This window comes from Stenotrophomonas maltophilia, assembly GCF_002799155.1.
Classification (GTDB): Bacteria; Pseudomonadota; Gammaproteobacteria; order Xanthomonadales; family Xanthomonadaceae; genus Stenotrophomonas; species Stenotrophomonas maltophilia_R.
The window spans coordinates 2355752-2378434 of record NZ_NERD01000002.1; the positions used below are offsets into that span (position 1 = coordinate 2355752).

At 65.5% G+C, this 22683-nt stretch carries 26 protein-coding genes; 14 read left to right on the forward strand and 12 right to left on the reverse strand.

Annotation, left to right across the window (positions count from 1 at the left end; translation table 11 throughout):
* Positions 1 to 78 precede the first annotated feature (78 nt).
* Both B9Y82_RS11545 and B9Y82_RS11550 read left to right on the forward strand, forming a co-directional pair.
* Positions 79 to 513: a cytochrome c gene (locus B9Y82_RS11545; RefSeq protein ID WP_100473334.1), complete on the forward strand. Its 435-nt coding sequence runs from the start codon at positions 79 to 81 to the stop codon at positions 511 to 513.
* A gap of 137 nt (positions 514 to 650) precedes the next feature.
* On the forward strand, positions 651 to 1145 hold the full coding sequence (locus B9Y82_RS11550) for a glycine zipper 2TM domain-containing protein (protein ID WP_100473335.1): 495 nt from the start codon (positions 651 to 653) through the stop codon (positions 1143 to 1145).
* 72 nt (positions 1146 to 1217) lie between these two features.
* Here B9Y82_RS11550 and B9Y82_RS11555 read toward each other — a convergent pair whose 3' ends face one another.
* Positions 1218 to 1427 (reverse strand): cold-shock protein, encoded by a 210-nt coding sequence (locus B9Y82_RS11555; protein WP_100473336.1) that lies wholly within the window; start codon positions 1425 to 1427, stop codon positions 1218 to 1220.
* A gap of 235 nt (positions 1428 to 1662) precedes the next feature.
* Between B9Y82_RS11555 and B9Y82_RS11560 the strand changes: the two genes are divergently transcribed.
* The 3 genes from B9Y82_RS11560 to arsC all read left to right on the forward strand — a co-directional run bounded on the left by B9Y82_RS11560 (position 1663) and on the right by arsC (position 3762).
* On the forward strand, positions 1663 to 2148 hold the full coding sequence (locus B9Y82_RS11560) for a DUF456 domain-containing protein (protein WP_100473337.1): 486 nt from the start codon (positions 1663 to 1665) through the stop codon (positions 2146 to 2148).
* A gap of 118 nt (positions 2149 to 2266) precedes the next feature.
* On the forward strand, positions 2267 to 3421 hold the full coding sequence (locus B9Y82_RS11565) for a phospholipase A (RefSeq protein WP_100473338.1): 1155 nt from the start codon (positions 2267 to 2269) through the stop codon (positions 3419 to 3421).
* The gene (gene arsC, locus B9Y82_RS11570; RefSeq protein WP_100473339.1) at positions 3421 to 3762 is read left to right on the forward strand and encodes an arsenate reductase (glutaredoxin); all 342 of its coding nucleotides are present in this window, start codon (positions 3421 to 3423) and stop codon (positions 3760 to 3762) included. The genes B9Y82_RS11565 and arsC overlap by 1 nt, the downstream gene beginning before the upstream one ends.
* 20 nt (positions 3763 to 3782) lie before the next feature.
* Here the strand turns inward: arsC and B9Y82_RS11575 are convergent, their stop codons facing one another.
* The 3 genes from B9Y82_RS11575 to B9Y82_RS11585 form a co-directional block, all read right to left on the reverse strand.
* Complete coding sequence (locus B9Y82_RS11575) at positions 3783 to 4418, reverse strand: glutathione S-transferase family protein (protein WP_100473340.1); 636 nt, start codon at positions 4416 to 4418, stop codon at positions 3783 to 3785.
* 57 nt (positions 4419 to 4475) lie between these two features.
* Complete coding sequence (locus tag B9Y82_RS11580; protein ID WP_100473341.1) at positions 4476 to 4811, reverse strand: hypothetical protein; 336 nt, start codon at positions 4809 to 4811, stop codon at positions 4476 to 4478.
* A 121-nt stretch (positions 4812 to 4932) separates the two neighbouring features.
* A complete protein-coding gene (locus B9Y82_RS11585) occupies positions 4933 to 6450 on the reverse strand; it encodes a fumarate hydratase (RefSeq protein ID WP_049429429.1) in 1518 nt (505 codons plus the stop codon).
* Positions 6451 to 6620: 170 nt separating this feature from the next.
* Here B9Y82_RS11585 and B9Y82_RS11590 point away from each other — a divergent pair, with 170 nt between their 5' ends.
* The 4 genes from B9Y82_RS11590 (at position 6621) to B9Y82_RS11605 (ending at position 10974) form a co-directional block, all read left to right on the forward strand.
* Positions 6621 to 7517 (forward strand): RNA polymerase sigma-70 factor, encoded by an 897-nt coding sequence (locus B9Y82_RS11590; RefSeq protein ID WP_100473342.1) that lies wholly within the window; start codon positions 6621 to 6623, stop codon positions 7515 to 7517.
* Positions 7518 to 7553: 36 nt separating this feature from the next.
* Positions 7554 to 8003, forward strand: coding sequence for a carboxymuconolactone decarboxylase family protein (locus B9Y82_RS11595; protein ID WP_053509636.1), 450 nt, complete (start codon positions 7554 to 7556; stop codon positions 8001 to 8003).
* A gap of 240 nt (positions 8004 to 8243) precedes the next feature.
* Positions 8244 to 10115, forward strand: a complete 1872-nt coding sequence (locus tag B9Y82_RS11600; RefSeq protein WP_100473343.1) for an ABC transporter ATP-binding protein — start codon at positions 8244 to 8246, stop codon at positions 10113 to 10115.
* A gap of 79 nt (positions 10116 to 10194) precedes the next feature.
* Entirely contained in the window at positions 10195 to 10974 is a 780-nt protein-coding gene (locus tag B9Y82_RS11605; protein WP_100473344.1) for a ferredoxin--NADP reductase, read from the forward strand.
* Between the two features lie 77 nt (positions 10975 to 11051).
* Here the strand turns inward: B9Y82_RS11605 and B9Y82_RS11610 are convergent, their stop codons facing one another.
* Positions 11052 to 11531 carry a glutathione peroxidase gene (locus B9Y82_RS11610; RefSeq protein ID WP_100473345.1) on the reverse strand — a complete coding sequence of 160 codons (480 nt, stop codon included), beginning with the start codon at positions 11529 to 11531 and terminating at the stop codon, positions 11052 to 11054.
* Positions 11532 to 11661: 130 nt separating this feature from the next.
* Between B9Y82_RS11610 and B9Y82_RS11615 the strand changes: the two genes are divergently transcribed.
* On the forward strand, positions 11662 to 13830 hold the full coding sequence (locus tag B9Y82_RS11615; protein ID WP_100473346.1) for a M3 family metallopeptidase: 2169 nt from the start codon (positions 11662 to 11664) through the stop codon (positions 13828 to 13830).
* Between the two features lie 115 nt (positions 13831 to 13945).
* On the opposite strand, the gene B9Y82_RS11620 is transcribed toward B9Y82_RS11615, so the two are convergent.
* The 4 genes from B9Y82_RS11620 to B9Y82_RS11635 form a co-directional block, all read right to left on the reverse strand.
* Entirely contained in the window at positions 13946 to 14497 is a 552-nt protein-coding gene (locus tag B9Y82_RS11620) for a hypothetical protein (protein ID WP_100473347.1), read from the reverse strand.
* A gap of 179 nt (positions 14498 to 14676) precedes the next feature.
* Positions 14677 to 15792 carry a cyclopropane fatty acyl phospholipid synthase gene (gene cfa / locus B9Y82_RS11625; RefSeq protein ID WP_100473348.1) on the reverse strand — a complete coding sequence of 372 codons (1116 nt, stop codon included), beginning with the start codon at positions 15790 to 15792 and terminating at the stop codon, positions 14677 to 14679.
* A gap of 19 nt (positions 15793 to 15811) precedes the next feature.
* Entirely contained in the window at positions 15812 to 16693 is an 882-nt protein-coding gene (locus B9Y82_RS11630) for a DUF3298 and DUF4163 domain-containing protein (RefSeq protein ID WP_100473349.1), read from the reverse strand.
* Positions 16694 to 16730: 37 nt separating this feature from the next.
* Positions 16731 to 17033 carry a GNAT family N-acetyltransferase gene (locus B9Y82_RS11635; protein ID WP_006455911.1) on the reverse strand — a complete coding sequence of 101 codons (303 nt, stop codon included), beginning with the start codon at positions 17031 to 17033 and terminating at the stop codon, positions 16731 to 16733.
* 209 nt (positions 17034 to 17242) lie between these two features.
* Here B9Y82_RS11635 and B9Y82_RS20760 point away from each other — a divergent pair, with 209 nt between their 5' ends.
* Complete coding sequence (locus B9Y82_RS20760) at positions 17243 to 17404, forward strand: hypothetical protein (protein WP_014037806.1); 162 nt, start codon at positions 17243 to 17245, stop codon at positions 17402 to 17404.
* A gap of 43 nt (positions 17405 to 17447) precedes the next feature.
* On the opposite strand, the gene B9Y82_RS11645 is transcribed toward B9Y82_RS20760, so the two are convergent.
* On the reverse strand, positions 17448 to 18074 hold the full coding sequence (locus B9Y82_RS11645) for a rhomboid family intramembrane serine protease (RefSeq protein ID WP_014037807.1): 627 nt from the start codon (positions 18072 to 18074) through the stop codon (positions 17448 to 17450).
* Positions 18075 to 18081: 7 nt separating this feature from the next.
* On the reverse strand, positions 18082 to 19647 hold the full coding sequence (locus B9Y82_RS11650) for an oligopeptide:H+ symporter (protein ID WP_100473350.1): 1566 nt from the start codon (positions 19645 to 19647) through the stop codon (positions 18082 to 18084).
* Between the two features lie 161 nt (positions 19648 to 19808).
* Here B9Y82_RS11650 and B9Y82_RS11655 point away from each other — a divergent pair, with 161 nt between their 5' ends.
* Positions 19809 to 20657 (forward strand): endonuclease/exonuclease/phosphatase family protein, encoded by an 849-nt coding sequence (locus tag B9Y82_RS11655; protein WP_100473351.1) that lies wholly within the window; start codon positions 19809 to 19811, stop codon positions 20655 to 20657.
* Between the two features lie 170 nt (positions 20658 to 20827).
* On the opposite strand, the gene B9Y82_RS11660 is transcribed toward B9Y82_RS11655, so the two are convergent.
* Positions 20828 to 21439: a superoxide dismutase gene (locus tag B9Y82_RS11660; protein WP_005410310.1), complete on the reverse strand. Its 612-nt coding sequence runs from the start codon at positions 21437 to 21439 to the stop codon at positions 20828 to 20830.
* 218 nt (positions 21440 to 21657) lie between these two features.
* Between B9Y82_RS11660 and B9Y82_RS11665 the strand changes: the two genes are divergently transcribed.
* Together B9Y82_RS11665 and B9Y82_RS11670 are read left to right on the forward strand one after the other, a co-directional pair.
* Positions 21658 to 22119, forward strand: a complete 462-nt coding sequence (locus tag B9Y82_RS11665; RefSeq protein ID WP_100473352.1) for a ribonuclease domain-containing protein — start codon at positions 21658 to 21660, stop codon at positions 22117 to 22119.
* Positions 22116 to 22529, forward strand: a complete 414-nt coding sequence (locus B9Y82_RS11670; RefSeq protein ID WP_100473353.1) for a barstar family protein — start codon at positions 22116 to 22118, stop codon at positions 22527 to 22529. Before B9Y82_RS11665 ends, B9Y82_RS11670 begins: the two co-directional genes overlap by 4 nt.
* Positions 22530 to 22683 lie beyond the last annotated feature (154 nt).

Consider the following 22683-nt stretch of genomic DNA (forward strand, 5'->3'; position numbering starts at 1 on the left):
GGGCTATTTTAACGTGCAGGTGCCGGCACCTGCAGTGCGCCTGCATCGAACCCACCGTTGCACGCCCGGAGAGCCCGCATGAACGACAGCCCGCCCCGCCGCCTGTCCACCGCCCAGCGCTACCTGTTCGTACTGTGCCTGGGCCTGTTGATCGGTTTGATCGCCACCGTGATGGTCGGTCGCGCCCTGCAGGCGCGTCGCGACCCGTTCCCGGCCAGCCTGATGCAGGTGATGCAGCGGCAGTCGCAACTGCTGCTGCAGGCGCAGCAGCAGAACCGCTGCAGCCTGGCCGACAGCGTGCCGCGGCTGCAGGCGCTGCGCCTGCTGTCCAACGACCTGGACCAGGCCTTTCCGGGGCTGAAGGACAGTGCACGGTTCCAGCAGCACGCCAGCCAGCTGCGCGGCAACCTCAACGCGGCACTGGCCTCACCGCCAGGCGACTGCAAGGCCCTGGCCCAGGTGGGGGAAACACTGCAGGCGGACTGCCGCGCCTGCCACCAGGATTTCCGCTGAGGGCGCATTCATCCTGCAGCCGGGCACCGCGCGCACGGTTGGCGCGTTGTTCACGTTCGAAAGGAGAGGATTCCTCCACCCTGCTGCATGACGCAGTACCACCCAACACACCCGCCTTCACGGCCAGGAGACGCCCCATGAAGATCCAGCTCATCGCCGCCAGCGCCATCACTACCCTCGCGCTGGCCGGCTGTGCCACCTCGCCCGGTTACGGTGGCGGCGGTTACAACAACGGCTACAACAACGGCGGCTACGGCAACAATGGCGGGTACAACCAGGGCCGCTGCGCCGACTGCGGCATCGTCACCCGCATCAATACCGTGCCCTCGGGCCGCACCGCGCCCAGCGCAACCGGCGCGATCCTCGGCGGCATCGTCGGTGCCGTGGCCGGCCATGAAATCTCCGACCACACCGGTGGCAGCCGTGGCAACAAGAACATCGCCGCCGCTGCGGGCGCGGTCGGTGGCGCCCTGGCTGGCAACCAGATCCAGAAGAATGTCACCAGCGATACCTACGACATCAGCGTGCGCATGGATGATGGCCGCACCATCGTGGTCAACCAGCGCGATCTCGGCGGTATCCGCGAGAACACCTACGTGCGCGTAGTCAACGGCAAGGTCATCCTGCGCTGACCTGCACCGGGCCAACGGCAAAGAAAAAGGCCCGCTTGCGCGGGCCTTTTTCGTGCCGTCGGGCGGCGGGTATTACACCGGCTGCACCTTGTCAGCCTGCAGGCCCTTCTGGCCCTGCACGACTTCAAAGCTGACAGACTGGCCTTCCTTGAGGCTCTTGAAGCCCTGGGTCTCGATGGCACGGAAGTGAACGAACACATCCTCGCCATTGGCACGGCTGATGAAGCCGAAGCCCTTCGCATCGTTGAACCACTTCACGGTACCGTTCTCGCGATCAGCCATCTCACTAACTCCCTTTGACTCTCTCTTGTGTTGGATACGCCTGTTTGGGCGGCTGACAAGCAAGGGGGAAGCGAGGTGCATCGATGCAGCGGATCGGGAAGATCTTGCTTCATCAGGCCACGATCCACGGTGACCTTGCCAAGCTCAGCGACTGCAACTTAACCCGCCCAAAACGAAAAAGCAACTGGCAAAATCTTTCACTGTCAACCCCAAAACGGACACCATACGGGACAGCATGGGCCTCTCATTCATCTTATATCTGCTAGCGGTCATTTTTGTCCTGATCGGCATCGCCGGCATCGTCCTGCCGGCCCTTCCGGGCATCCCGCTGGTGTTCATCGGACTGCTGCTGGCCGCCTGGGCCGACGGCTTCGCCCATGTCGGCTGGCCCACCCTCGTCGCACTTGGCGTACTGACCCTGCTTTCACTGCTGGCCGACGTGCTGGCGACCGTGGTCGGAGCGCAGCGCGTCGGCGCCAGCCGCAAGGCCCTGTGGGGCACCTTTGCCGGCAGCATCGTCGGCCTGTTCTTCATGCCCATCGGCCTGTTTGCGGGACCACTGATCGGCGCGCTGCTCGGTGAGTACTGGCATACCCGCGAACTCGGCCGCTCGACCAAGGTCGGCCTGGCCACCTGGCTCGGCATCCTGCTGGGCCTGGCACTGAAACTGGCGGTGGTGATCGCGATGCTGGGCCTGTTCGCGTTCGCCTGGTTCTTCTGAGCTACCGGGCCTTCACACCACGCGCACGCTGTGGCCGTGCATAAACCATGGGGCTGGCCGCGACCCGGTACAGCCGCCACACTGTGCGATTCCCGTACCCACCGAAGGGCCTGCTGCAATGACCCTCCCCACGCTGTTTCCCCGCCTGGCGCCGCTGGCGCTTGCCCTGGCCAGTGCACCGCTGGCTGCGCAGGAGTTCGCGCCCAGCGCCGACACATCGCCGGCCGCCTGCGCGGCGATCACCACCGACGCAGCCCGCCTGGCCTGCTATGACCGCTTGTTCGGGCGCACCCCGGAGGCTACCGCCGCCGCCGATGCCGCTGCCGAAGCGGCGGCGCAGGCCCGCCGCGAAGAGCGACAGACCGCGCGCGTGAGCCAGGGCGAGGAAAAACTGCGCGAGCGGGTCAGCGACCTGTTCCGCCCGGCGACGCCGGACAGCGCGCTGGCCAACGCCGGCCGCGGTTCGCTGCTGGACAGCCGCTGGGAGCTGGCCGAGGACTCCAAGCTGGGGCCGTTCCAGCTGCGCGCCTACAAGCCGGTGTACCTGCTGCCCGCGTTCTGGACCAGCGACCGCAACACCACGCCGCATTCGCCGAACCCGGCCAACACGGTCACCACGCCGCAGGTGCTGGACAGTGCAGAGCTGAAGTTCCAGATCAGCTTCAAGACCAAGATCGCCGAGAACCTGTTCGGCGACAACGGCGACATCTGGGCCGGTTATACCCAGAGCTCGCGCTGGCAGGCCTACAACAGCGAGGATTCGCGCCCGTTCCGCGAAACCAATTACGAGCCGGAAGTGATGATGGTGTTCCGCAACGGCTACTCGATCGGTGGCTGGCGCGGGCGCATGACCGGCATCAGCCTCAACCATCAGTCCAATGGACGGGCCGATCCGCTCTCGCGTAGCTGGAACCGGGTCATGCTCAACATCGGCCTGGACCGCGAGAACTGGGCGCTTGTCCTGCGCCCGTGGTACCGCATCCCCGAAAGCCGCAGCGAAGACAACAATCCGGACATCGAGGATTACATGGGCCGTGGTGACGCGACCCTGATCTGGAACCGCAATGGGCATGAGGTCTCGCTGATGGCGCGCCATTCGCTGCGCACCGGCAGCCGCTCCCACGGTGCACTGCAACTGGACTACGGCTTCCCGATCAGCAACCTGCTGCGTGGCCATGTGCAGGTCTTCGACGGCTATGGCGAGAGCCTGATCGACTACAACCACAAGGCCACCTATGTGGGCGTGGGCGTGTCGCTGCTGGAGTGGTTCTGATGGACGTGACGATCTGGCACAACCCGGCCTGCAGCAACTCGCGAGGCGCACTGAAGCTGATCCGCGATGCGGGCTTCGATCCGGTGGTGATCGAGTACCTGGGCAACCCACCCGACCTGGCCGCGCTGCGCCAGGTGCTGGCCGAATCCGGGCTGGACGCGCAGGCGCTGGTGCGCAGCAAGGAAGCCCAGTTCACCGAACTGGGCCTGGAAGATGCGGACGAGGCCACGCTGCTGGCAGCCATGGCCGAACACCCGCGCCTGATCAACCGCCCCGTCGTACGCACGGCCAAAGGCACGCGGCTGTGCCGCCCACCGGAAACGGTGCTGGAGATCCTGTAACCCCTCCGTCCCCTTCTTGGCTACAGCCAGTCGGTGATGCCTTCGCGGCGGCATACCTCGGCGAATGCGGGGCGCGCCTTCATCGTTGACGCGTGCGCCTCGAGCGCCGGCCAGGTGTCGCTGGGCTTGGGCATGTTGCGCGACCAGCGCATCAGCATCACCAGCATGTAATCGACCACGCAGGGGGTTGCACCCAGCAGATACGGCCCGTGCGCCTGCAGGTGCATGGCCAGCCGCTGCCATGCGTTTTCCAGGCGCTGGCGTGCCATCCCGCGACTGGCCTCGACGTTTGCCTCGCCCGCCACTTCGTGCGGATAGAACCAGGCACGATAGGCCGGCTGCAGCGTATTGGCACACCAGAACATCCAGCGGTAGGCGTCACCCCGCTGCGGCGAACCCAGGGCCGGCAACAGACCGGCCTCCGGATGGCGGTCGGCCAGGTACAGTGCGATCGCCGCCGCTTCGGTCAGTACCACCCCATCGATCATCAGCGTCGGCACCACGCCGGCGGGATTCAGCGCCAGGTACTCCGCCGACTTGTGCTCGCGCGCGTCGAAATCCAGCAGCACCAGTTCGTGCTCGATGCCGAGCTCGATCAGCAGCCAGTGCACCACCAGGGCGGCAGTGCTGGTCGAACCATACAGCGTGGTACTCATGCGGCGGATCCTGTGCGGGTGGACCGGCCGATTATGCGCCTCGCCGATGGCAGCCGCTCAGCCGCAGCTGCTCATGCAGGTATCGCGGCGTTCGCCACAGGACATCATCGGCGCGCGCAGCGTGCAGTCATGCGCCTTGAGTTCGCAGGCGCGGCGCAGCTCAGGGTTGGCGACGTCCTTGCAGCGCTTGTCCGGCGCTGGCACCACCTGCTGCTCGCAACTGAAGGCGCTGTTGCCGGTACTACCCTGCGCCATGCAACTGCGGTGGCTGGCCTGGCACTGCATGCGACACTGCGCGGATGCGGAGAAATCCGCACCCTCCCAGGAAGAGGTCGTGCTGCAGCCAGCCAGGCTCAGCAGGGACGCGAGCGCGAGGGTTCGATGCAGGGCCATGGACACATCCTGTGCGAGGTGGTGCCAAGCCTAGCAGAGCGATGCTGCGCGATCGTCAACCCCATTCCCTTACGACAACGGCGCCACGCGGGCGCCATTGCCTGGATCGAAGCGACCGGAATTACTCCACGACCACCGGAATCTTTCCGATGCGGGCCTGCCACTCACGCGGGCCGGTCTTGTGCACCGACTCGCCGGTGGAGTCGACCGCCACGGTCACCGGCATGTCCTGCACGGTGAACTCGTAGATCGCTTCCATGCCCAGGTCGGCGAAGCCCACCACCTTGGCCGCCTTGATCGCCTTGGACACCAGGTAGGCCGAACCGCCAACCGCCATCAGGTAGGCCGACTTGTTGTCACGAATCGCTTCGATCGCCGCCGGGCCACGCTCGGCCTTGCCGACCATGCCCAGCAGGCCGGTCTGCTCCAGCACCTGGCGGGTGAACTTGTCCATGCGGGTCGCGGTGGTCGGGCCGGCCGGGCCCACCACTTCGTCACGCACCGGATCGACCGGGCCGACGTAGTAGATGAAGCGGCCCTTCAGGTCGACCGGCAGTTCCTCACCCTTGTTGAGCATGTCGACCATGCGCTTGTGCGCAGCGTCGCGGCCGGTCAGCAGCTTGCCGTTGAGCAGCAGGGTCTGGCCCGGCTTCCAGCTGGCCACGTCTTCCGGCGTGATCGTGTCCAGGTCCACGCGGGTGCCCTTGGACGCGTCGTAGGTCAGCTTCGGCCAGTCTTCCAGCGACGGCGGATCCAGCATCACCGGGCCACTGCCGTCCAGGGTGAAGTGCGCATGGCGGGTGGCCGCACAGTTCGGGATCATCGCCACCGGCAGGTTGGCCGCATGGGTCGGGTAGTCGTTGATCTTGATGTCGAGCACGGTGGTCAGGCCACCCAGGCCCTGTGCACCGATGCCCAGCGCATTGACCTTCTCGTACAGCTCCAGGCGCAGCTCTTCAATGCGGTTGGACGCACCACGGGCCTGCAGCTCGGTGATGTCGATCGGCTCCATCAGCGCTTCCTTGGCCAGCAGCATCGCCTTTTCAGCAGTGCCGCCGATGCCGATGCCGAGCATGCCCGGCGGGCACCAGCCGGCGCCCATGGTCGGCACGGTCTTCAGCACCCAGTCGACGATGGAATCGGACGGGTTGAGCATGGCGAACTTGGTCTTGGCTTCCGAACCACCGCCCTTGGCGGCCACGATCACATCGACCGTGTTGCCCGGGACCACCTTCACGTTGACCACGCCTGGGGTGTTGTCCCTGGTGTTGATGCGCTTGCCGGCCGGATCCGCCAGCACCGAGGCGCGCAGCTTGTTGTCCGGGTGCATGTAGGCGCGGCGCACGCCTTCATTGGCCATGTCTTCCACGCCCATGGTGGCGTCGTCCCAGCGCACGTCCATGCCGATTTCCAGGAACACGGTGACGATGCCGGTGTCCTGGCAGATCGGACGGTGGCCTTCGGCGCACATCCGCGAATTGATCAGGATCTGGGCCATCGCCTCCTTCGCAGCCGGCGACTCCTCGCGCTCGTAGGCGGCGGCAAGGTTCTTGATGTAGTCGACCGGGTGGTAGTACGAGATGTACTGCAGCGCGTCGGCGATGGACTGGATGAGGTCTTCCTGCTTGATCGATGTCACGGCTTGCTCGCTTGCTCGAGGCTGGCGGGGGTAATCCGCCCATTTTACCCCCTCCCCCGGCCGCAGGTAGAGTCGGGGGTAGAGTCAGGGGTCAGATCCCTTTCCCAGGGAAAGGGATCTGACCCCGCCTCCCCTGTCACGCCACGCGCCACTGCGGCGTCCTTGCCCACATGAACGCCGAAACCGCTTTCCAGACCCACCGCCCGCGCCTGATGGCCCTGGCCTACCGCCTGCTCGGCAGCCGCGCCGACGCCGAAGACGTGGTCCAGGATGCCTGGCTGCGCTGGTCCGGGGCCGACCCGGACAGCGTCCGCGACGCCGAGGCCTGGCTGGTCACCACCACCACCCGGCTCGGCCTGGACCGGCTGCGCGCGGCCAAGCGCGAACGCGTGCACTACGTGGGCCCGTGGCTGGCCGAGCCGCTGGAGGTCACCCTGGAGCCCGACCCGGCGCTCGGCCCGGCCCAGCTGCACGCGCTGGTCGACGACGTCTCGGTCGCCTTCCTGACCCTGCTCGAACAGCTCGGGCCCGAGGAACGCGCCGCCTTCCTGCTGAAGGAAGCCTTTGACCACGATTACCGCGAGATCGCCGAACTGATCGGCCACAGCGAGGCCAACTGCCGGCAACTGGTGCACCGCGCCCGGCAGCGCCTGCAGGCCGGGCGGCCACGCTTCAATGCCGATGCCAGCCAGCACCGGCATCTGCTGGCGCGCTTCATGGACGCCTCCCAGCGCGGCGACAGCGAGGCGATCCAGGCCCTGCTGCACGCCAACGCGGTACTGGTTTCCGACGGCGGCGGCGTGGTCACTGCGGCTGTGCGGCCCCTGCTGGGCGCCGAACGCATCGGCCGCCTGTTCTGGGCCATCGCCCGCCGCGGTGCGGTGCATCCGGCGCGGCTGGGCTACGCCAACGGCGAACCGGCGATCCTGCGCTTCATCGGCGATCGCCTGCATTCGATCACCACCATCGAGGTGGTCGATGGCCGCATTGCCAATGTGTACAGCGTGTTGAATCCGGAAAAGCTGCCGGGCGTTGTCACGAACGCAAGCGGTGCGGCGTCCTGGTAGTGAAAGGCGGCCATCGTGGCCGCCGTGGAGCCGAAAATGTCCGACCACGCCTCTCCCCGCGTTCCCTATACCCGCCTCGCCGCCGAAGCCTTCAAGGGCTTGCTGGCCACCAGCAAGGCCGTGCATGACAGCTCGATTGATCCGACCCTGATGGAACTGCTGTTCCTGCGCGTATCGCAGCTCAACGGCTGCGGCTACTGCATGGACATGCATGGCACCGCGCTGCGCAAGGGCGGCATCGAGCCGCGCAAGCTGGACACCCTGCCTGCCTGGCACGAGAGCCGCTTCTTCGATGCCCGCGAGCGTGCGGCGCTGGGCTGGGCCGAGGCACTGACCCGGCTGACCGACGGCGCACCGTCGCAGGCGGCGTTCGATGCACTGGCGCCGCACTTCGATGAGAAGGGCATCAGTGACCTGAGCATGGGCATTGCGGTGATCAATGCCTGGAACCGGCTGGGCGCCGGGCTGCTGCCGCCGCTGCCGTAAAAGAGGCCAGCCCGGTGGGTCAGGTTCCTGCAGCTGCTGGTAGGTGTCGACCTTGGTCGGCACGGTAGATCCACGCCATGCGTGGATGTGGTTGGGTCGGAGCCCTTCGCATTGCGAAGGGCTCTGACCCGATTCGGGCCGATGGGGTCAGAGCCCTTTGCACAGCAAAGGGATCCGACCCCGGCGGCCACACGGCTGCACTGACCCCACCTGCACGCATCGGGCGCGCACAATACGCGCATGCCTGCTCCCTCCACCGCTGGCGCTGCCGCCGCAAAGAAACCGAGCCTGCGCCAGCGCTTCAGGGCGATGCGCAACCTGCCACCGTTCCTGCGCATGGTGTGGCAGACCAGTCCTGTCCTGACCCTGGCCAGCCTCGGGCTGCGCCTGATCCGCGCACTGCTGCCGGTGGCGATGCTGTACGTCGGCAAGCTGATCATCGACAGCGCTCTGCACCTGAGCCAGCACGATGCTGGCTTCCCGCCGCTGGGCGAGGCGCTGGCCAGCGGCCTGCTCAATCCGCTGCTGGGCCTGCTGGCGCTGGAGTTCGGCCTGGCCATCGCCTCGGACCTGCTTGGCCGGCTGGTCAGCTATGCCGATGCCCTGCTCTCGGAGCTGTTCGCCAATGCCACCAGCATCCGGCTGATGGAACATGCCGCCACGCTGGACCTGGAGGATTTCGAAGACCCGGACCTGCAGGACAAGCTGGACCGTGCGCGGCGCCAGACCATGGGCCGGATGAACCTGATGAGCCAGCTGTTCGGCCAGGTGCAGGACGCGATCACCGTGGCCAGCCTCGCCATCGGCCTGCTGGTCTACGCACCGTGGCTGATCCTGCTGCTGGCGCTGGCCCTGGTGCCGGCCTTCATCGGCGAATCGCACTTCAACGCGGCCGGTTACAGCCTCAACTTCCAGTGGACGCCCGAGCGACGCCAGCTCGATTACCTGCGCCAGCTTGGTGCCAGCGTGGAAACGGCCAAGGAAGTGAAGATCTACAACCTGCACCGTTTCCTGGTGGAACGCTACCGACGCTTGTCGGTGGCTCTGTTCCAGGCCAACCGTGCCCTGGCCCGGCGCCGCGCGTTCTGGGGCACGCTGCTGGCCGCACTCGGTACGCTGGGTTACTACACCGCCTACGCCTATATCGCGTGGCGCACGGTGCGCGGCGACTTCTCGATCGGCGACCTGACCTTTCTCGCCGGCAGTTTCCTGCGCCTGCGCCAGCTGCTGGAGGGCCTGCTGATCGGGTTCTCGCAGGTGGCCAGCCAAGCGCTGTACCTGGATGACCTGTTCTCGTTCTTCCAGATCCAACCGGAAATCCACTCGCGCGAAGGCGCCGTGCGCGTACCCCAGCCAATCCGCCAGGGCTTCGTGTTCGAGAACGTCGGCTTCCGCTACCCGGATGCCGAGCAATGGGCCGTGCGCCACCTCGATTTCCAGCTGCGGGCCGGCGAAGTGCTGGCGCTGGTCGGGGAGAACGGCGCCGGCAAGACCACGCTGGTGAAGCTGCTGGCGCGGCTGTACGAGCCGGACGAGGGCCGCATCCTGCTCGATGGCCGCGACCTGCGCGACTACGACCTGGACGACCTGCGCGCCAACCTCGGGGTGATCTTCCAGGACTTCGTGCGCTACAACCTCAGCGCCGGCGAGAACATCGGCGTTGGCCAGGTCGAGGCGATGGACGACCAGGCACGCATCGCCGACGCCGCGCGCCGGGGCATGGCCGAGGAGGTGATCGACGACCTGCCCGGCGGCTACGACCAGCTGATCGGCCGCCGCTTCAAGCAGGGCGTGGACCTGTCCGGTGGCCAATGGCAGAAGATCGCCATCGCCCGCGCATGGATGCGCAATGCGCAGGTGATGATCCTGGATGAGCCAACTGCAGCGCTGGATGCGCGCAGCGAGTTCGAGGTGTTCCAGCGGTTCAGGGAACTGGCGGATAATCGCACCGCAGTGCTGATTTCCCACCGCTTTTCCTCGGTACGCATGGCCGACCGCATCCTGGTGCTGGCCGATGGCCGGATCGAGGCCAGCGGCACCCACGCACAGCTGATGGCACAGGGCGGCCGCTATGCCGAGCTGTTCGAGCTGCAGGCGGCGGGTTACCGCTGAGAACGCCTCTCGTTCCGCCCAATGAGAACTTGTCTCATTTGAGATAGAATTCCCCCGACGACTTACGATAGATACGCCCATGTCCTCCGCTTTTGGCGCCGAAACGGTGCTCGAGGTCCATCACTGGACCGATGCCTACTTCAGCTTCACCCTTACCCGCGACAGCGGTTTCCGCTTCGAGAACGGCCAGTTCGTGATGATCGGCCTGGAAACCGAGGCGCGGCCGCTGTTGCGCGCCTATTCGATCGCCAGCGCCAATTGGGAAGAACAGCTGGAGTTCTTCAGCATCAAGGTGCAGGACGGCCCGCTGACCTCGCGCCTGCAGCACATCAAGCCGGGTGACAAGGTACTGGTCGGCAAGAAGCCCACCGGTACCCTGCTGATCAGCGACCTGCACCCCGGCAGGAACCTGTACCTGCTGGGCACCGGTACCGGCCTGGCGCCGTGGCTGTCGGTGATCAAGGACCCGGAAACCTACGAGCGCTTCGAGAAGGTGATCCTCTGCCACGGCGTGCGCTACGAAAAGGACCTGGCCTACCGCGACTACTTCGAGAAGGAACTGCGCGAGCACGAGTTCCTCGGCGAGATGATCGGCGACAAGCTGCTGTACTACCCGGCCGTTACCCGCGAACCGTTCGCCAACCAGGGCCGCCTGACCTCGCTGATGGAAAGCGGCGAGATGCAGCGCACGCTCGGCCTGCCGGAACTGAGCCCGGAGAATGACCGCGCGATGATCTGCGGCAGCCCGCAGATGCTGGCCGACCTGCGCAGCGTGCTCGATGCCCGTGGTTTCCAGGTCTCGCCGCGCATCGGCCAGCCGGGCCACTACGTGTTCGAGCGCGCGTTCGTCGAGAAATAAGCAAAAAGGGGACGGAGGGGATTAAGTCGTTTGTGCACAAACGACTTAATCCCCTCCGTCCCCTTTTTGGGTTCATCTCACAGCAGCGCTTCGATCTCGCCGCGCAGCTGCTCCGGCCTGGTGGTCGGCGCATGACGCGACACCACCCGCCCCTGGCGGTCAACCAGGAATTTGCTGAAGTTCCATTTGATGCGGGCACTGCCGAGCAGGCCACGCTTCTCGCGCGCGAGCCACGCCCACAGCGGGTCGGCACCTTCGCCGTTGACCTCGATCTTCTCCGACAACGGGAAGCTGACCGGATAGTCCAGCGAACAGAACTGACGGATCTGCGCGGCGTCGCCGGGCTCCTGCGCACCGAACTGGTTGCACGGGAAGCCGATCACCACCAGGCCGCGTTCGCGGTACTCCTGCCACAGCTGCTCCAGACCGGTGTATTGCGGGGTGAAGCCACAACGGCTGGCGACGTTCACCAGCAGCAACGGCTGGCCCTGGTACCGGGCCAGCGCCTGAGGCTGGCCGTCAAGGTCTCGGAAGCTGAAATCGTAGGCGGTGGTCATGGCAGCGGGCCGTGGGCGGTGAATGCATGGTATCCGGGCCCGGCCCCGGCAACATGCCTTTTGACACAAGTGCAGGCGACGCCGGCCGGGTTACCCTCGGGCCCTTGTTTGCCTTACCGGAGCTTCTACCTTGACCACTCGCCTTGCCTTTGCCGTGGCCATGACCCTCGGCCTTGCCCTGCCCGCCTACTCGGCCGGCGCCGCCACCCCGGCCGCCAGCACTACCGCCCAGCAGGCCAACCCGTTCTTCGCCGAAAGCCCGCTACCGCTGCACTTCCCGCAGTTCGACAAGATCAAGGACAGCGACTTCGCCCCGGCCTTCGACGCCGGCATGGCGCAGCAGCTGAAGGAAGTGGAGGCCATCGCCAACAACAAGGCCAAGCCGACCTTCGACAACACCATCATCGCCCTGGAAAAGAGCGGTGACATCCTCGACCGTGCGACCACCGTGTTCTTCAGCCTGGTCGGCGCCGACACCAACGACACCCGCAAGAAGCTGCAGGCCGATTACTCGGCGAAGTTTGCCGCGCACAGCGATGCGATCGCGCTGAACGGCAAGCTGTTCGCCCGCATCCAGGCGCTGTACGACACCCGCAGCCAGCTGGGCCTGGACGCCGAAGGCGTGCGCCTGGTCGAGAAGTACTACGACAACTACGTGCGCGCCGGCGCCAAGCTGTCCGAGGCCGACAAGGCCACGCTGAAGGCCATGAATGCCGAGCTGGCCAACCTGGGCACCAAGTTCAGCCAGAACGTACAGTCGGAAGTGAACGCTTCGGCGATCACCGTCGACGACGTCAAGGAGCTGGACGGCCTGTCCAGGGAGCAGATCGCTGCCGCCGCCGAAGCCGCCAAGGCCCGTGGCCTGGAAGGCAAGTACGTGATCACCCTGCTCAACACCACCGGCCAGCCGCCGCTGACCAACCTGGCCAACCGCGCCCTGCGCCAGAAGATCTACGAAGCCTCGACCACCCGCGGCAGCCGCGGCGGTGAGTTCGACAACACCGCGCTGGTCTCGCGCATCATGAAGCTGCGTGCCGACAAGGCCAAGCTGATGGGCTTCCCGAACTTCGCCGCCTACAACCTGACCAACCAGACCGCCAAGACCCCCGAAGCAGTCAACGCGATGCTGGGCAAGCTGGCTCCGGCCGCGGTGGCCAACGCCAAGCGCGAAGCCGCCGACCTGCAGGCGATGATCGACCAGGAACAGAAGGCCGCTGGCAAGCCGACGTTCAAGCTGGAACCGTGGGACTGGGCCTTCTACAGCGAGAAGGTGCGCCAGGCCAAGTACAACTTCGACGAGTCGCAGCTGAAGCCGTACTTCGAGATGAAGAACGTGCTGGAGAACGGCGTGTTCTACGCCGCCGGCCAGGAATTCGGCCTGACCTTCAAGCAGCGCACCGACCTGCCGGTCTACCACGATGACGTCACCGTCTACGACGTGTTCGACGCCGACGGCAGCCAGCTGGCGATCTTCATCTTCGACCCGTATGCACGCGCCTCCAAGCGCGGCGGTGCGTGGATGAACTCCTACGTCTCGCAGTCCAAGCTGACCGGCTTCAAGCCGGTGGTCGCCAACCACCTGAACATCCCGAAGCCGCCGGCCGGCCAGCCGACCCTGCTGACCTGGGATGAGGTGAACACCACCTTCCACGAGTTCGGCCATGCCCTGCACGGCATGTTCTCCAACGTGAAGTACCCGTACTTCTCGGGCACCTCGGTGCCGCGTGACTTCGTCGAGTTCCCCTCGCAGGTCAACGAGATGTGGGCGGACAACCCGGTCATCCTGAAGAACTACGCCAAGCACTACCAGAATGGTTCGGCGATGCCGCAGGCGCTGCTGGACAAGGTGCTGGCCGCGGCCAAGTTCAACCAGGGCTTTGCCACTACCGAGTACCTGGGTGCGGCGATGCTGGACCAGCGCTGGCACCAGATCGGCGCCGACCAGGTGCCGGCAGCCAAGGACGTGATGGCCTTCGAGCGCGCCGCGCTGGAAAAGGACGGCATCTACTACGCGCCGGTCCCGCCGCGCTACAAGACCCCGTACTTCAGCCACATCATGGGCGGCTACTCGGCCGGCTATTACGCCTACATCTGGTCGGAAGTACTCGACGCCAACACCCAGAAGTGGTTCAAGGACAACGGCGGCCTGAGCCGCAAGAACGGCGACCACTTCCGCGCCACCCTGCTGTCCAAGGGCGGCAGCGTCGACGCGATGCAGCTGTTCCGCGATTTCGCCGGCCACGAGCCGCAGATCGAACCGCTGCTGGAAAAGCGTGGCCTGACCGGCGCCGGCAACTGATCGCCAGCGCGGTAGCGTGAAACGAAAACCGCCCGGGCGACCGGGCGGTTTTTTTTTGTTGGTTCACTCATGCCAAAGACCATGCAAGGTGATCCCTAAGATCACCTGCCACAGATCAGTCGGCCGTGTCGACATCAACTTCGCGAACCGCCACGAGCGGCAGCGAAACGATTGCGAAACCAAAATTTTCAGGACAATTATTGAGCCATGCCAGCCATCTGCCGCTCGCAGCCAACGGCAAAAGGTCAGCGGAATTCGCGAAGATAAAGTGTCCGTTCCCGTTGATAGTAGTCCCCGTCATTCCCGTGGACCAGTCGTAGCAGTACCTGGGCTCGTCGTCTGACGGATCCAGATCCTGAGTGAACCATACTTTGTCGCCGTAGTAACTTGCCAGTTTACCGTTTTCCAGTCGGCTGAAATAGAACCGAAAGTCATCGTATTTCGAGAGATAGTTCTCCCCGTTATGCTTTATCGCTGCTTGCGCATGCGTCCATTCAAGCGCTTCGTCGAATGTGTCAAACAGGGGAGACCTCACCTTACTCCATCCCCAGTTGTAGCCCGTGTCACGAATATGCTCACCTTGGTACTTCGTCACAGTACCCGCTTGTGCCGTACCACCTGCGATCAGGCCGAGAATAACGGCAAGCAAGATCCCTTTCCGATACATCCTTCTCTCCTTGCGGACTGTAAAGTAGTTACAAGTTCAGCCATCTTGAGGCTGAGCTGACTCCGTCTTCAGAGTAAGGCGCATCGGCGACCGAGAACTGCGACTTCCCGCTCAACATCGAAAATACGTCGAGCCTGGAATCTTCATGTGGAGACGCCATCTTGGTCTCAGCGACAGCTTCAACGCGGCGCCACGTACCCGCCCGGCACGCCCTCCGGCGACAGCACCAGCTGCCACAACTGCGCATGGCGGCAGCGGAAGGTTGCCATCGACCCGGCCAGGTAGAAGCGCCACATGCGGCGGAAATGCTCGTCGTAGTGCGCATCCAGCCGTGGCCATGCCGCTTCCACGTTGCGTCGCCAGGCCTGCAGGGTCAGGTCGTAATCGGTGCCGAAGTTGTGCCAGTCCTCCAGCACGAAACGGCCTTCGAACGCTCGGGTGATCTGCACCGCCGACGGCAGCATCGAGTTGGGGAAGATGTAGCGCGCGATCCACGGATCGGTGCGATGCCGGGAGATGTTGGTGCCGATGCTGTGCAACAGCAGCAGGCCACGCGGCGAAAGGCAGCGTCTGGCCACCTCGAAGAAGCTGGCGTAGTTCTTGTCGCCGACGTGCTCGAACATGCCGATCGAGAAGATCGCATCGAACGGTTCGTCCAGTTCACGGTAGTCCTGAAGGCGGATCTCGATCGGCAGGCCGGCGCACAGTTCGCGCGCGAACTCGGCCTGCTCCTGTGAAATCGTCACACCGACGCCGCTGACGCCGTAGCGCTCGGCGGCGAACTTCAAGGCCTCGCCCCAACCGCAACCGATGTCCAGCACACGCTGGCCCGGGCGCAGGCCCACCTTGCGGCAGACAAGGTCGAGCTTGGCTTCCTGTGCGGCATCGAGGTCATCGGCATTGCGCCAATAGCCGCAGCTGTAGACCAGGCGCTGGCCGAGCATGGCCTGGTAGAGATCGTTGCCGAGGTCGTAGTGGCGGCGGCCGACCTCGTAACTCCCCTGCCCAGCCTGCAGGTTGAACAGACGCGCCTTCAGCGCATCGGCCACTTCGCGCCAGCCGTGCACCCGCTCATCCAGGTGCGCCTGCATCAGGTGGACGAGGAATTCATCCAGGACGTTGGCATCCCACCAACCTTCCATGTAGCTCTCGCCGAGGCCGAGCGAGCCATGGCCCATGACCCGCGCGAAGAAGCGCGGGTCATGCACCTGGATGTCCTGTGGCTGGGTGCCGCCGATGCGGACCCCGGCTTCGTGGAGCAGGCCGGCGACCCGCTCCTGCAACCCTGTATCCACGCCACCTCCTCGACTGCGGTCAACCGCGTGCGAACAGCTCCACGTAGTCCTTGGCCACGTGCGGCAACAGCACCGCCGCCGGAACATCGGCGGTCTGGGTACCGTCCGAGTATGGACCCACCTGGTACGGCGGGAAAACAAAGCGCAGCGCGGTGATCTGCCCCTTGTCGTCGGTCAACGGCTGGAACTGGCTGAAATTGTCGGCCTGCGGGCCGGTACCGTCGGCGATCATGCGCGATGCATTGCGCAGCGATTCCTGCAGCTGGGCCGGGTCCATGTCCTCGCCGCTGAGCCGCGTGGCCACGCGTTCGCGCAGCTGGTCGGCGACGAAATCGCTGATCGCCTTCCAGCCCTTGGCGTCGGCCACCAGCTTGTCGGCGCTGAGCATCTGCTGATGCTGCGGCAGCCAGACGAAGCGGGCCACCAGCGGTTCGCCGTGGGCGCCACCGGTGTAGCGGCTGCCATCGGCACTGACCACCACCAGCTGCGGCGTTTCCAGCAGCTTCTCGAAGCTCAGCGACAGCTCGTAGGGCATGGTCGGCTTGTCGTTGCCAAGCCCGTCCAGCGCCTGCTGCAGGTCACTGCGCGCACTCGAGGCATAGCTCTGCAGCGCGCGGGCCAGGCCCGGATAACGGTCAATGCCGGCCGGGTAGCTGATGCCCACCACTTCGCGCTCGTTGTTCTCGATCACGTCGCGCAGGTCCAGCGGCGCTTCCGTGGCCGGCGTTTCGCCTGCCGCCGTCGCCTCGGCGGCGGGCGCCGCGTCAGTCGCCGGCGCCGGCTCGCTTTCACGCTGGCAACCGGCCAGCAACAGCACGCCCACCACGCCGGCCAACACGCTGCCGTGCAGTGGCCGGTTGTTTCCAGTCTTCATCGGGATCCCCTGTTCATGTTTGTACATCATCGCCTGCCATGGCTGAAGCGTGGCCCGCTGGCATTCAGCCAACGAGCAGGTCGTGGTACTCCTCGTGCCGCTGCAGGAAGGCCTCCGCATAGGAACATGCCGGCACCACCTTGTACTTCTGTTCGCGGGCGAAACGCAGTGCCACGCGGGTCAGCTCACCGGCAATGCCACGGCCGGCAATCGGCTCGGGCACCTCGGTGTGGGTGATGACCATGCGCCTGCGTTTGATCTGGTAGTCCAGCACCGCCAGCTGTCCTCGCACACGGGCGGTGAAGCGGTGGTTGGCCAGGTCGTGTTCGACCTCATAGGCCAGACCGGGGGGCGTGACCGAAGCCATGGAACGTTCTCCTGCGGCGACTGCGTGGATGGTGCGCAGCCGGGCGCCATGATCGCGTGAAGCCTGAACAGGGGCAAGTCCAGTCCATTCACGTCAGTTTTCGCCCCTCAAGCTGGAGGCGGGCCGGCCGCTATCGCCTATGGAGGGGTACGGCCAGGCTGGCACGACCCTTGCGATCGTTGACCATGCGCACCACCGTGGAGGCTCCCATGCACGCCAGCAATTCCCATTCCGATACCGACCGCGCCCTGCTGGAGGGCCTGCTGCAACTGGCGGTGGAAGGGCAGACCGAGGATCAGGATTTCCAGCGCATCGGCGAGGAAGTGTTCGCCCGCCTGCTGGATACCTACGGCCAGCAGACCGCGGCCTGACCCGGCCGGGGCGGATCGCACCCGATCCGCCCCGATCCCCGCATCAGCCGCCGCCGAGGCGGAAGGTCGGGTTGGAGAGTTCGCGCAGGAAGTGGTTGAAGATGCTCGGCTGCATGGCCAGCATGAAGATCACACCGAACGCCGCACCTGCCAGGTGTGCGCTGTGGTTGATGCGGTCGCCGCCGCGCTTGTCCATCCAGATGCTGTAGCCGACGTAGAACGCGGCATAGATGATTGCCGGTGCCGGGATGAAGAACACCAGGATGATCGACCACGGCTTGATCAGGATGAAGGCGAACAGCACCGCCGACACCGCCCCGGACGCGCCGAGGCTAAGGTAGTTCGGGTTCTTCTGGTTCTTCAGGTAGCTGGGCAGGATCGAGACCAGCAGCGCGCCGATGTAGAACGCCGGGTAGGTCAGGTAGCTGCCGGTCAGCTGCACCATCACGCTTTCGATGAATCCCCCGAAGAAGAACAGGGTGATCATGTTGAAGATCAGGTGCGACCAGTCGGCGTGGATGAAGCCATAGGTCACCAGCCGGTCGTACTGGCGGTGACGGTCGATGGCCGGCGGCCACAGGATCAGGCGGTCGGCCAGCTTGCGGTTGTTGAACGCCATCCACGACAGGATGGCGGTGATGGCGATCAACAGCAGATTGACGGGGGTCATGTCAGGCTCAGGCGCTACGGTAGTTGTCGACCATACGATAGCGTTTCGCATACCAACCGAAAGCCAACGCCGCGACGAAGGCGAAGCCGGCGAAGAAGAACATCAGGAACGCCGCCTCGCTCAGGCCCGTGCCGGCGATCTGGTGGGTCACCTTGTCGTTGCGCACCGCCGCGTTGGACAGCAGCACCCACAGGTTGCCGATGGTGGTGGTCAGGTTCCAGAAGCTCATCACCACGCCCTTCATCGCCTGCGGCGCCTGGCTGTAGGCGAACTCCAGGCCGGTGGCCGAGACCAGCACCTCACCGAAGGTCAGCAGCGCATACGGCAGGATCTGCCAGAAGATCGACATGGCGTTGCCACCGTCCATCACCACCTGGATGCCGCCGATGACGATCCAGGCCAAGCCGCTGAAGGCGATACCGGCGGTCATGCGGCGCAGCGCGGTCGGCTCGAAGCCGAAACGGCGCAGGGCCGGGTACAGCACCAGGTTGTTGAACGGAATCAGGATCATCACCAGCAGCGGGTTCAATGCCTGCATCTGCGAGGCGGTGAACCAGCTCGGCATCTGCATCTGCTGGCCCTGCAGGACCCAGGTCGAGGCCTTCTGGTCGAACAGCGAGAAGAACGGCGTGGTCAGCGCGAAGATCACCAGCACGCGCAGCACCGAGCGCACGCCTTCCACGGCTTCGGCCGGATGCTGGCCACGCGCGCGGTCCAGCTGCAGCCAGGTGCCCCCGCCGATGCCGGCGAGGATGGCCACCAGCGCCAGGCACAGGCAGATCACGATGCCCAGCGAACCGACCAGGCCGAACGAGGCCGCCGCCAGCACCAGCCCGAGCACGGCGATCACCAGGCCCGGACGGCCCTGGCCGGCCACGCGCGCGGTCAAGGCCGTGCGCACCACGTTGGCGAACGAATGCGGATCCTTCGGCGGCAGCGGCACCAGCACGTAGCGCTTGCGGCCCAGCCAGAACACGAAGGTGGCGATGAACATCAGGATGCCCGGGATGCCGAACGCCCACTGCGGGCCCCAGTTCTTCAGCACCAGCGGGATCAGCAGCGAGGCGAACAGCGAGCCGAAATTGATGATCCAGTAGAAGGCGTCGAAGACGATCTTGGCCAGGTGCTTGTTGCTCTGGTCGAACTGGTCACCCATGAACGAGGCCACCAGCGGCTTGATGCCACCGGCACCGAGCGCGATCAGGCCCAGGCCGAGGAAGAAGCCCTCGCGGCTGTTCTCGAACAGCGCCAGGCACAGGTGGCCGGCGCAGTAGACCAGGCTGAACCAGAGGATGGTGTGGTACTTGCCGAAGAACCTGTCGGCCAGCCAGCCACCGAGCAGCGGGAAGAAATACACGCCGATCATGAAGCTGTGCATGATGTCCTTGGCTTCACCGGCACGGCCTTCCGCCGTGATTTCCTGCAGCAGCAGCGAGGTGATCAGGAACTGCACCAGGATGTTGCGCATCCCGTAGAAACTGAACCGTTCGCAGGCCTCATTGCCGATGATGTAGGGAATCTGGCGCGGCATCCTTCCTTGGCCGGCGATGGGGGCGACTGCGTCGTGGCTCATCCTGTAAGGCATTCCTGCAAAGCGAAAGCCGCAAGGTTACCGGAAGCGGGGCTTGCGAAGCACGCTGCAGGGCTGCATGACAACGGTGCCAATCCATGGCAGGCAGTGCTGGCCCGCCGGAAGTCACGGCACCTGCACGACAAAAGCGTAAACTTATCGTTATGCGCCCCCTCGCCCACGCCCGTCTCCTGCTCAGCTGTTTCGTGCTGCTGCTGGCGTTGCAGGCGCAGGCGCGGCCGCAGGCGCCGGGCGCCGCTGCCAGTGAAGGCGCCCCCCGGCAACTGACCGTGGCCGCGCTGGAACTGCCCAGCCGCGATGACACGCAATGGAAGCAGCGCCGCGAGCAGGTGGCGCAGCTGCTGACCGACCTGCAGCCGGACGTGATCTCGGTGCAGCAGGTGCTGCAGCAGCAAGGCCGCAACCCGGCCTGCTGGCTGGCCAGCCGGCTGCGCTACAGCTGCGACTTCGTTACCGCCGACCCGCCCAGCCAGCCGCTGCGGCATGGCAATGCCATGCTGACCCGGTTGCCGGTCAGCGAGGATGGCGTCACCCTGCTGCATCCTCCCAGCACCTTCAGCGCGGCCGGCATGATGCGGCTGAAGCTGGGCGAGGCGCTGGTCAACATCTATGTGGCGCGGCTGCGCCCGGACCCGGACGAGGCCACCGCCCGCCAGCACCAGACCAGTGACCTGATGACCTGGATCGGCGCCACCGCCGAAGGCATGCCCAGCCTGATTGCTGGCGATTTTTCGGCCAACACGGTGGAACTGGTGCGCAGCACCCCCGGTTTCCAGCCGGCCCGGCGTAATCCCGGCGGCCGCGCCGAAGCGCCTGCAGCCAGTGGTGGTGGCAGCAGCGGCCATGGCCTGGACGTGCTGTTCCAGGTCAAGCACTTCGGCGGCATCCGCCAGCAACCCATCCTGCTGCCGGCCGACGGCGACCTGCCTGGCCTGCGCCTGGGCGTGATGGCGACGGTGCGCCTGCAGGGCGATGCGCCCACGGCCGAATAGCCCCGCCTTCGGCCCAGGTGCCGACCTTGGTCGGCGCATTCCCACTGCGCTCGCACCCTCTCCCGTGCCGACCAAGGTCGGCACCCACCAGGTCCTGCCCGACATCCGGAAGCTGGCAAAAAAAAGGCCGGGGTCTCCCCCGGCCTTTTCCGTTCATCCAGTCACCGCGATCAGGCGATCGCTTCCTGGTAGCGGCGCTCGACTTCGTTCCAGTCGATGACGTTGAAGAACGCGCCGATGTATTCCGGGCGGCGGTTCTGGTACTTCAGGTAGTACGCGTGTTCCCACACGTCCAGGCCCAGGATGGGGGTGTTGCCTTCCATCAGTGGGCTGTCCTGGTTACCGGTGCTCTCGACCACGACCTTCTTGTCCGGGGTCACGCTCAGCCACGCCCAGCCGCTGCCGAAACGGGTCAGTGCTGCCTTGGTGAAGGCGTCCTTGAACTTGTCAAAGCCGCCCAGGTCCTTGTCGATGGCCTTGGCCACGTCGCCCACCGGGTTGCCGCCGGCATTCGGGGCCATCACGGTCCAGAACAGCGAGTGGTTGGCGTGGCCACCACCGTTGTTGCGCACCGGACCCTGCAGGTTCTCCGGCAGCGACTTGAGCTTCTTCACCAGCTCTTCGACCGGCAGGTCAGCGTACTCGGTGCCTTCCAGCGCCGCGTTGACGTTGTTGATGTAGGTCTGGTGATGCTTGGTGTGATGGATCTCCATCGTCGCCGCATCGATATGCGGTTCCAGCGCGTCGTAGGCGTAGGACAGCTTGGGCAGGGTGTAGGCCATGATGCATCTCCTGAGTGCGAGGGCACCCGACGGTGTCGGGCGGTGCGCGGTGAATGATGGGGACAGACCACCAGATTACCAAGGGGGATGTAAAGGAAATTGCGTCCTGCCAGTGAGCACGACGGCAATTGTTACGCAGCAGTGACGCAATGCTCTCCTCATGCACGGTGCAGCACGCAGGCGCTACAGTGCGTGCATCGCCCTTGCCCGCCCTGCCCATGCGCAACCCCCGGCTGCTGATCACCGCCATCGCCCTGCTGCTGCTCGGCCTGGTCGCCAACCATTTCCTGCAGCGGCCGCCGGCACCGCAGTTCGCGCCCGGCCTGCAGGGAGCACCGGCCGCGCCGGCACCCGCCACGGCCACCGCAACGCCCGGCAAGGACAGCGGGCTTCCCGCGTTCCTGCCTGCCGAAGCGCGCGCGACCATCGCCCTGATCCAGCGCGGCGGCCCGTTCCCGCATCGCCAGGACGGCAGCACCTTTGGCAATCGCGAGCAGCAACTGCCGCAGCGCGCGCGTGGCTACTACCGCGAATACACCGTCGACACCCCCGGTGCGCGCACCCGCGGCACGCGCCGCATCGTCACCGGTGGCGATCCGCCGGAGGCGTGGTACTACACCGACGACCACTACGCATCGTTCCGCAGCTTCACCGTACCGGCCCAGGGAGCGCAGCAATGAGTCACGATGATTTCGGCCTCGGCCTGCATGACATCAACAACGCCGGCGTCTACGCCATCGACAGCGGCGACATCAGTGCACTGGCCGCGGCGATGCGCGATGCCGGCTTGAAGGTGATCCGCATCGACCTGGAGAACGTGGCGGACAAGCGCACCCTGCTCGCCCGGCTGGCCGCGCAGCTGGATTTCCCGGCCGGCTTCGGCGGCAACTGGGATGCGCTGTCGGACAACCTGCGCGATCTGCAATGGCTGCAGGCCAAGGGCTACGCGCTGTTCCTGGCCGACGTGGATGCGCTGCGCGCCGGTGCACAGAAGGACTTCGATACCCTGCTGGACGTGATGGACGAGGCCAGCCGCGACTGGCTCGGCCGCAACGTACCGTTCTGGGTGTTCCTGTCGCAGAGCGCGTAGGCGCACGTCCTGGTGGAGGCCGACCTTGGTCGGCGCTTCTGTGCCAACCAAGGTTGGCACCTGCCAAAGCGCGCCAGCATGGCCGTCACATCCCGCGATGGGTCCATCGAAAAGCCCCCTTGTTGTTCAAGGGGGCGCGCCAACGGCGCGGGGA